At 30.4% G+C, this 9,868-nt stretch carries 7 protein-coding genes; all 7 read right to left on the bottom strand.

Going from position 1 to position 9,868, the window contains the following annotated elements; all coding sequences use genetic code 11:
* Nucleotides 1-278 precede the first annotated feature (278 nt).
* The gene (tssI, locus tag CVS93_RS09640) at nucleotides 279-3,119 is read right to left on the bottom strand and encodes a type VI secretion system tip protein TssI/VgrG (RefSeq protein WP_199907256.1); all 2,841 of its coding nucleotides are present in this window, start codon (nucleotides 3,117-3,119) and stop codon (nucleotides 279-281) included.
* Nucleotides 3,119-3,670 carry a hypothetical protein gene (locus CVS93_RS09635; protein WP_107687454.1) on the bottom strand — a complete coding sequence of 184 codons (552 nt, stop codon included), beginning with the start codon at nucleotides 3,668-3,670 and terminating at the stop codon, nucleotides 3,119-3,121. The genes tssI and CVS93_RS09635 overlap by 1 nt, the downstream gene beginning before the upstream one ends.
* Complete coding sequence (locus CVS93_RS09630) at nucleotides 3,667-4,221, bottom strand: hypothetical protein (protein ID WP_107687453.1); 555 nt, start codon at nucleotides 4,219-4,221, stop codon at nucleotides 3,667-3,669. The genes CVS93_RS09635 and CVS93_RS09630 overlap by 4 nt, the downstream gene beginning before the upstream one ends.
* 113 nt (nucleotides 4,222-4,334) lie before the next feature.
* On the bottom strand, nucleotides 4,335-4,856 hold the full coding sequence (locus CVS93_RS09625; RefSeq protein ID WP_054195925.1) for an Hcp family type VI secretion system effector: 522 nt from the start codon (nucleotides 4,854-4,856) through the stop codon (nucleotides 4,335-4,337).
* 65 nt (nucleotides 4,857-4,921) lie between these two features.
* Nucleotides 4,922-5,842, bottom strand: a complete 921-nt coding sequence (locus CVS93_RS09620; protein WP_107687452.1) for a hypothetical protein — start codon at nucleotides 5,840-5,842, stop codon at nucleotides 4,922-4,924.
* A 9-nt stretch (nucleotides 5,843-5,851) separates the two neighbouring features.
* Complete coding sequence (tssM, locus tag CVS93_RS09615) at nucleotides 5,852-9,340, bottom strand: type VI secretion system membrane subunit TssM (protein WP_107687451.1); 3,489 nt, start codon at nucleotides 9,338-9,340, stop codon at nucleotides 5,852-5,854.
* A gap of 78 nt (nucleotides 9,341-9,418) precedes the next feature.
* The coding region (locus CVS93_RS09610; protein WP_199907255.1) for a type VI secretion system baseplate subunit TssG at nucleotides 9,419-9,868 on the bottom strand (450 nt) is incomplete at its 5' end.

Genomic DNA, 9,868 nt, shown 5'->3' with positions numbered 1-9,868 from the left:
TCCTCCATTTACACTTTTAACTACTCCGGCTTCTTTAGCCATCATATTCTCCTTATTGTTTATAGTATTTGAAATTTTGAATGAATTATATAAATTTTAAAAGGGCTTGTCTATTGTACTGGGGTACAATGTTGAAAAATTTTGTGTGACGATCTTTTATTGTAGCCCTAAAATTTACCTTTGCTTGTAAAATTCTTAGCATTAGTTTTAGTAGAAATTGATTTTATTTAAAAATTTAAAGACCTACTAAAATACAAAGCAAGTCTTTAAACATAATCTTATAAAGCCTTTATATCTCCACCGATAACTCTTAGCCCTCTACTATCAAATATCGCCTTTACACCAGCTACTTCTATTAGTACACTTGAGCTATTTATGGTTACTTTGGTGCTACCTACTTGATGGACTATCTCATTTTTGGCATTCACTTCGTAGTTTGTTTCTATATTGCTAAATTTTGAATCAGCAATCTCAGTGTGCTGGGCAGCTGTTTTTGTTGTGAAATTTGACTTAGCATTTATATCAATGTAGCTATTTGCCTGAAGCACAATATGCTCGTTACTAAATTCATTTATACCTTTTTGTGAATTTAGCTTATAACCACCATCTATATTTTGCTCTTTTGTGCCCTTTACCTCTTTCATCTCATCGTTATGTATGGTCGTATTAAGATTTGATTTTACTTCTACAAATTTATCATGTCCCACAAATTCATGACTATCTTGGCCTATTCTTGTATTGTTATCAACGGCTACATTTAGCGTATTTGAGACACCAACTACTGTATCTTTTGAAAGTCCAACTGTTGTTAGATACTCGCCTCCGACATTTACATTTTTTGCTAGATCTATCGTCTGGATGTGAGCTTTTTTTACTCGTTCAGTATAACTTCCATGTACTTGTGAGCTTTTGTCATTTAGTATTGTTTGAGAAAAGTCGTTATTTACAAGCTCGTCATAATCCTTTTCTGCTTTTACATAAATTTGCTCTTTATTTTTTAAATTTGATAAAGTGATCTCGTTTATACCAGTCTCATTTGCACCGATTGTCTTTGAGCTAAGAGATGTTTGGTGATAGTTACTATCTACATTTACAAGTGGCGTATTTGAAGCATTATATAGGCTACCACTTACTACTGGGTTGTCTATATCGTTTTGTAAAAACGAGATAATAACCTCATCGCCAATCCTTGGTATGGCAAAAAAGCCTGAGCTATTGCTAGCAATAGGCGTTATCACTCTTAGATAAGCACTCTTGTGATAGCTTGCGTTGATGGCATCGTCTTTATCGATTATCTCTTGTGTACTAAAAGCATTTAACCTCACCTTTACCCTACCATAGCTATCAGTATGGATCGTATTATTTTGGCTATTTAGTCCATCTTGACCGACTACAAGACCTAGCGTGATGTCTGGTGCTTTTGGCTTTTGCTTGTAGCTTGGAACAAATTTTACACTACTTGGAATGATGCTTATCTCGTTTGTGTATGAGCTTATAAATTTTTTATCTTTAAATGGGACATTATCGCCTAAATTTAAGGTATTTTCTAGAACGCTCTCATCAATATAAGTATGCTTTAAAGCTATTATTTTAAACTCATATTCGCCCTTGCTAGCGTCAATGGCTACCGAGATATTGTCATTTAAATTTAGTGCAAATACATTTGAACTAGCGGTAAATTCTTTTAAAAGCATATCGCTTCTTAGTTTTTTAAGATAGGTGCTAACCTCAAGCAAGCTAGTATCACTAAATGAATACTCATCTAAATTTATATGCTTGTCATAGATATTTACCTGCTCGTCAAATATCTTTTCATTTTTACTCTCTAACACATTTGGATAAGCTGTATTTTGAAAAGAGTGCGTAAAGCTATTTGCTTTTAGCGTCTCGCTCTTTGTTATTTTATTTATATGCTCGGTTGCTAGATTATTATTCAAATTTACATTAAAGCTTACTTTTCTAGCTTCCTTGCCACTGCTTGTATCGCTTGAAATAAAATTTTCATTTTGATTGCTATAAGCTAGTATAAATGTATCATGAAAGTAAATTTTTTCATTGTCTTCATAAAAATATATACCACTATCATGGCAAAGCCTTGTTATGAAAGCTAGATCACTCTCATTGTACTGGGCTATAAATTCTCTTTTGTTGTAGTTATTTTTGATATTTGAGAAGTCTAGCTCTTTGGTTAGTCTTTGTTTATTAAAAGCTAAAATATCCTTTACTACTTCTAAAATACTCTGGTCTGTATAAATTCTATTTGCTCTATTTATGCTTAGTCTATATAGTGGCGAAGTTAGCTTAAATTTAAAGAAGTATTTTTTATCTATATTTGTACTAGTCTCATCATCTACGCCAAGATACTCTACATCGCTTACTATTCCACTAAAGTGCATATCGTTTGAGCTACCATCCGGGATGATGTTTTTATTTGTTGAAGACGGCCTTTTTATGCTTAGCTTTATACTTTTATCAAGATACTTATATATGCTTGAGTAGCTTTTATCGTTATTGTAGATGGTGTCTAAATTTTCATAAAGCGGGTTTTTCACCAAATTTATATAAGCAAAGCACTCTATACTAAATATACTTTCTAAATTTTCATAAATATCTGCACGTGTAACGATAAATTTATCATTTGACTCGTTTGCTATCTGAAGAGTCGAGAAGGTATCGTTAGATACGCCGTAGTCCACAAAGCCGTCAGTTGCCACTGAGTTACCGGATGCTAGCATGACAGGCTTAGTCAGTGATGATGTTGGTGATGTTAAATTTTTGTCCATTTGTTGCTCTTTCAATCTTTTTTCGTTTTCTTCTTCTTGTTGTAATGCCTTTTCAAACATTTCAATGTCAGTATTGGTTGAATTATGCAATTCTTTAAACTTATCAATCATATCCATATTCTTATAAAATTTAAATTCTTCATATTGCTTATTATTAATGATGTCAACCCCGGTACCAGCCATATCAGCAGCTTTCTCATATATCGGTCCAAGAAACTCACCAAAATGCTTCATAATATCTTTGGCATTTTCATAGCTAGTTTTATTAAAATCTTTTATATCTAATTTATTATTTTTTATATCTAATTTCTTTTTGCTTATATTGAAAAAATCCACTATTTGTTCCTTTTCTCAAGCAAATTTCTTAGCTCCTCATCGTCTTTTACATATTCTAGTGTTTCAAGTAAATATTTAAATAACTCTAGGTTAGCTCCATTATCTAATAATTTTTTAATTAAAGACATCTTTTCTTTTTTATATTGCTGATATTGTTCTGTTTCTAGAAATTCTAAAGATTTTATAGAATTAGGTTTTTTATTAGATATAGATACACCATTTTTCGCCAAATAAATAATATAATCAGAACTTATTTCTCCGGTTAACTCTCTTGTTATAACTGCTTTTTTAGATAACACATAATCAAGTGTTTTTGGTTTATTTGTTATATATGCAAGTGACAATAAATCAATCCATGTAGATGTTAATCTTGATGATTTAACACTAATGCTTGGGTTACATTTAAATTTCTCTATATATGTTTCCATATATAGCATTGTCCTTTCATCGCTTATATCCTTATTTGCTACGATATTTAATGAATTTACACATCCAAGATAGTGTAAATTCATAATTGCTATGTTTATAATAAATGAAATTAACATACTCATTTATTACCTTTTTTATAACTTCCTAAAAATTTGTCCAAGTCCTTTTCATCATTTACAAGTGTTAGTACTTTCTGCAAGAGAACATAGTCTTTCGGATCCTGTCCATAATCTAATAGTTTTTTGATTAATTTAAATTTCTCTTCTTTAAATTCTTTATATTTCTGAGTTTTTATAAATTCTAGTAGTTCAGGGCTTGCCTTTTTATTGTCTATACCGACACCATTTTCTCTAAAGAAAAATGCAAAGCTCATTCCTATGGATGTTGCCAAGCTAGTATTGGCGTATGTGCCTTTTGCCAAAAGAGTATCAAAAGTTTTTGTTTTATTTGCATCATAAGCATATTCTAATAGATTTGGTCTTATTGAAAGATCAGGAATTCTTATAGTCATATTTGCATCGCACCCAAGCTCATCTATATAGTATTCTACGCATTTAGCAGTATTCTCATCGGTCGTATTTTTATCAAAGATCACAGCAAAAATATCTAAACAATTTACTTCGTGTGAATATAAAGATGTTATGAGAAATATGATTATAACTAGGTATTTCATATCGCATTTCACATATCATGTTAATTTAAAAGATAAAGATAAAAAGGGCTCATCTGTGTCCTTCTAGCTAGAAGATGATTTTATTAACCCTAGGGGTAAACCCTAGGTTAGTTTTAAGCTTTTTTAGTAGCTTCTCTCCAGTCGTCGCTTCCGCTTGTGCCTGCAGCTACGTGTTCCCAAACTATCTTTCTATAGTTCATTGAAACTTTGAAAAGCTCTGTTTTGTCGCTGTTTAGCTTGTCTTGAGCATTTGGACTTACTAGAGTAATATCTGTTATAGTTGCATCTTCTAGTTTTGTGGTGAAGAAATGCTCTGCACCACCACTAGTTGATGTTCTATACCAATAGATCTCAACCTCTGGAAGTCTTTCACCTTGTGTTAAAGCATTGTAAAGAAGTGGAACAGCTTTATTTAGTGATGTAGTAAAACTAAATGGCTTATGGACTCTTTGACCTGATGGTTGGCCACTTTGTGGATCAGTTGGAACTGTTACTATATGAGAAACCTCTTGAGCCATGATCTCATCTTCGTGACCTGACTGATAGCGATTACCTATACTAGCTTCTGTTGAAGCACCGCTTGAAATAAGTCCTTGTGTAGAACCTTTCACTTTAATATACACTGGTTGTGACATATTTACTCCTATTAAAAAGTTTGGATTATTCTATCTTTTATTTACTTTCTGTTTTATTAAAAACATTACTTTTTTAACATATAGCTTTGAAGAGCTTTATGCAATAGATAATTAAACGCTTCCTTGTCTTCCTTAGTACTTTTTAGTACGGCTCCTGAAAGATATTTAAAAAATGAGTTATTCTCGACTATATCATACATTTGGCTATATAGCTCTTTGCATATAAGCTTAACCAAAACAGTATTTATTAGTTCTGTCGAATCACTAAGAGGAAGAGTTTTCATGATTGTTTCCATATCTTTTGTATTTAAAGTCCTAGTCTGCTCACTTATAGGGCTCATATTTGGTTGCAATTTTATACTCTCAACTATCTTTGTCAAAAGCTCATCCATGCTTTTTGCAGTAAGCATATTTTGATTATTTGCATTTTCTTCTTCGTCAAAATTTTGAGCCATTTCATTTAAATTTAAAACTGCATCGTGCGCATTTTCATTTAAAGTGATATCTTTTTTCTCATTTATTAATGAGTTTATCTTTGGTTCTTCTTTAAAATCAACATTTGAAATTTTACCAACTGGCTCAAAACGTTTATCATCAAGCTTGTCAAAATTTTTCGTATTTTCTATTATCTTATGAGCTTTCCCTATATATTCATCAATCCTAGAAGGGTCTATAAATATAAATTTTAACTCCCCTATTCTAAAGACATCGCCCAAATTTATGACACTCTCATAGTCATCTGGAAGCTTTGAATATGAATCACTATAAAAAATTTCACAATCTTTATAGCCACAGATTGTGAAAACCCCCTCTTCAAATCCAACATGAGCGTGTTTTGGTGCGATTGAATCGCTCATATCATTACAAGAAAATTTTGTAGTGTCTAATGAGCCTATATCACCGCCATTTTCATCAAAAATAATAAATTGAGCTGAAAAGCTTGACGCTTTATCGTAATTTTGTATAACTGCTGCTATTTGTTGCATATTTTATCCTTAATAAAGCATCTTCTTTGGTAAATTTATCGTTGGTATGATATCCATAAGCTCTAAAAGCTCTCCTCCATTTGGTGTTACTTCAAAGCCAAAATACGAATCTCTTCTACCATCAAAATTAAGCGTACTAACGCCAACACTACTAAAATTTGAAGCTTTTAATATCTTATACCAGCCCCACTCTCCATCAAAGCTTAGCTCTTTTCTCTCGCTTCCAGTACTTGAAACTGCATTGAATTTAAACTGTGTTGATATATCAAAATTTTTGCTTGAAACTATCAAATTTGAGGCAATTGTATGATCATAAGTCAAAGAGTTATTAGAATAACTAATATTTATATGACTGAAATTTGCCGATAAGTCAACAGCTTTTAAATTATAATTTAATTTTAGCTCATCATTTGAATCAAGCATTAAATTTGAAATTCTGTCTATATAGGCAATATTTTTAAGAAAATCCCTGCTAAATCTTAGCTCTTTTGCATATTTTGGTCTTATTTTATAGCCATCAGCGGTTTTACTTAAGATTTGTTTTAGATATCTATCGTAAAAGCTATTCCAAGTTCCGTTTTTGCCAAAGAATCTTTTAAATTCTTCTATGCTGACAGCCTTTGGAGATTGTTCATTAAATGGATAAAATGGCTTGATAAGACTTTCAAAATCATCAAAAACATCATCTCTATATGCTGTTGATAAAAGTACTGAAGCGCCATTTTCTACTTGTTTCCATGCAAGTGTCGATAACTTTTGATAATATTCATTTAACTCATCTGGAAGCTTCTTAGCATCATTATTTAAGACAACGAATGGGTCGTTTTCGTTTTTTATACCATTTATTGCATAAACTATTTTATCATCGTTACTTTGAAGCATTTCGAAGTTATAGTCACTAACTTTTTTATAAACGCTTGTTACATCGTTGCTTATAATATCTAGCAAGTCATTAGAATTTAACGTATGATAGTTAGTAAATTTAGCACTAAAATCACTGAAAACACGCTTTATCTCACTTGAAGCAAATCCTAGAGAATAGATATATTTTAGTAAATTCTCATCATTTAAATTTGTATTTTGATTAGTTAATTTTATTAAAGAATTTAAAGGATTTTCTCTCTTTGATAAGATGTCGAGCTCTTCTATGACCTCTTTTTTTGTGCTAAATTCATTTGGCTCTATTTCTCTTAAAATTTGACTCCATTTATCAGCATAATTTTGCAAATAAAGCTCTATTACAGCAATACTTAACTCTTTCTTATCATTTGAGCTAATATCTTTTAAAGAAGAATTTGTCTCCATTAGCCAAGATTCTATTCCAGCTGTTTGATCTATATTTGAGCTAAGCTTTGATAAGAAATCTCTTAAATTTTCTTTTGTATAAATTTTATTAAATGGCTTAAATGCTTCTTTTTCTTGGACTACTGTGTATAAATTTTCAACATCTTTTTTAATATCATAAAAAGATTTATCGTCTTTGAATGATATGAACTCAAGTATGTAGTAGAGTCTTTGTGCTCTTTGAACAGGTGATAGTCTCGTATTTGCTATACTTTGAGCAACTGTATCTGCGGTTATATTTAAATTTTCTGCCTTTAAGATAGCCTCAATATGAGATAAAAATTCATCTTTTGCAACGCCATATTTTTCAAATTTATCCCAGTTTGTGCTAATCCAAATTTTAAATAAATCCACATTTGTATAGTCTTTGTCAAAGAGCGAATCATACATATAAAATGCTTTTATTAGCTTATCTGGATCGCTTTCATTTTTTAGTATATTTTCCATTTCAGTTAAAACTGTATTTTTGAAAAAATCAGCATTTAAATCATAGTAAAGCGCTTTAACTGGGGTGAAGCCTTTATACGAAGTATCTAGTGTTATATACTCAAATTTAGTATCACCGCTAAAGATTCTTGGATAGTCATTTAGACTTTGTTTTAGCAAATTTAGAAGCTCGATCTTTTGTGTTGGAGAGAGATCCTTGTATTTTTTACCATCAAGGTATGAAGAAATTTTATTTGCATTATTTATAGCATTTTGCTCTTTTATATTTTTGGTATCTAGAATAAAACTAGAACCCAAATATACTCCAGCACAAAGTATGGCTACTAAAACAAAATTTACAAATTTTGTAAATCTATTTTGAGCACCAAATTTATTTAAGTTAGCTTTAAAAGCTATCTCTTTTAAAAATGATTTTACAAAATAGCTTCGTTTGCTATAGTTATTTACTGCTCTTAAAAGTGGTTTTTTAATGTTATATCTATCGCAAATAGTATTTGTAAGGTAGTTTATAGGTATATTTTCTTGGTAAGCACTGACGAAATAAATTCCATTTATGGTTGAGCTATTTTTAAGTGCATTTTGAGAGCTTAGCTTTGTTACAAAATCTTTCACTAAAGCAAAAAAATTGTCAAGTTGTTTTAAAAAGAGATATGAGCGTTTTTTATCTTCCAAGAGGTGTGAAATCGAATTCTTACTCATGAGATGTTTAAATAATGACTCGCTTAGGTTTTTTAGTTCAGTTTCTAGTGATTGTTTTGAGAAATTTGGATCTAAGTTTATTCCTAGAGCTTTATTTGCCACATCTTCATTGAAAAGCCTAAAATAATCTCCCATACCATCTATTAAGTCAAGTTTGCTAAAAACAATATAAATAGGGAATTTAATATTTAGATGTTTCTCACAGTCATTAACCCTTTTTATCATATATCTAATTAATTCATCAAAATATTCTTGCGTGCCTTCGAGGAATTTTTTAGTATCTATGATTAAAACCGCGCCACTTAATCTAGCGTTAAAATCATTTCGTTTTAAAAAGTGTAAAAATTCACTCCAGATACTTTTTTTAAGCAAGTAATCCCTATTTTTATCCACATCATCTTCAGGAAGCTCTTCGGTAGCTGTTGGCTGGTACAAGCTCTCTTGTGCAAAATGTATACCCTCAGTATCTAAAAGTGCACCAAATTTTGAAATGTAAAGATTAAAGTTTGTTGTACTCTTATGTATTTTTTTATAAGTATCTAAACTATCAGATAGTGGAAATTCGATATTTGAATAGTTTATAAACGCGCTCTTTCCAGCACCTTCGTTACCCATTATCATTATTAAAGGTAATTTTTTGAAATTTATATCTTTTTTCCATGTTGTTTTGGCATCTTTCAAAGAGAGCATAAAATTTCTTTTTGCCTTACCAAAACTATCCATAGACTCTTTTTTGATCTCTTTTAGCTTGTTATTTTTTTCATCTTTTTGAGATGCTAGATAGTGCATTAATGGCTTGATTAAAACAAAAAATAAAATAACTGCCCAAAATGCAATTAATATAGTGACTCTTGAACTTATACTAGCGAAGCTATATACATCGTTAAAAGCTATAAGTGGAGCGTAAAGCCAAAATAAGATGCTTAATGCAATAGAAGCTACCAAAATGGTACTGTGTTTAAATCTAAAAAAGACAAAAAATCTTCTTAGGTAATCGATAAATGCCATTGATGCACATCCTTTTACAAATAAATATATTTCTTTAATGTAATAATAACAAATATTTTAGATTTTATATCTAAAAATTTAAGAGCAAAGCCTAAATTTTATAAAATTTGACATATTTTTATTACTTTTAAGCCTTGCACCAAGGCCTATTTTACTATAACTTTCATCTATCCCAAGCTTTAATTGCATCTTTTGAGAATAGTTTATTTTTATGTATAAATCGGCAACAAATTCATTGTTTGTAAAAAAGATAAGAGTATCTTGAAGCTCTTTAAATTTTCTTCTTTTTGGAAAAAAATCAATAGCTTCTTCATAATCTATGCCATTTATATAAACTGCTATCTTAGTTTGTTTCTCAAAAAGCTTTTTACCAAGTATAAAATTTCTACCCAAAGTCCTATTTTTGATACCAAGCAAATTTAAATTTGAAGGCGCTATAAAAATTTGATTTGGTAAATTTTCCAGCAAAAATAGTTTATTTTTTAAATTAAAATGATGCTGCAAGGCAAACTCGATCTCTCTTTTAGG

This window comes from Campylobacter concisus (genome assembly GCF_003048535.1).
In the GTDB taxonomy this organism is placed as follows: Bacteria; Campylobacterota; Campylobacteria; order Campylobacterales; family Campylobacteraceae; genus Campylobacter_A; species Campylobacter_A concisus_S.
This window is presented reverse-complemented; position numbering and strand designations above follow the sequence as displayed.

What these genes read in the sequence shown, in the direction of transcription:
- CVS93_RS09635 (WP_107687454.1), bottom strand. Translation starts at nt 3,670, where the DNA reads ATGAGTATGTTAATTTCATTTATTATAAACATAGCAATTATGAATTTA.
- tssM (WP_107687451.1), bottom strand. Translation starts at nt 9,340, where the DNA reads ATGGCATTTATCGATTACCTAAGAAGATTTTTTGTCTTTTTTAGATTT.
- CVS93_RS09630 (WP_107687453.1), bottom strand. Translation starts at nt 4,221, where the DNA reads ATGAAATACCTAGTTATAATCATATTTCTCATAACATCTTTATATTCA.
- CVS93_RS09620 (WP_107687452.1), bottom strand. Translation starts at nt 5,842, where the DNA reads ATGCAACAAATAGCAGCAGTTATACAAAATTACGATAAAGCGTCAAGC.
- CVS93_RS09625 (WP_054195925.1), bottom strand. Translation starts at nt 4,856, where the DNA reads ATGTCACAACCAGTGTATATTAAAGTGAAAGGTTCTACACAAGGACTT.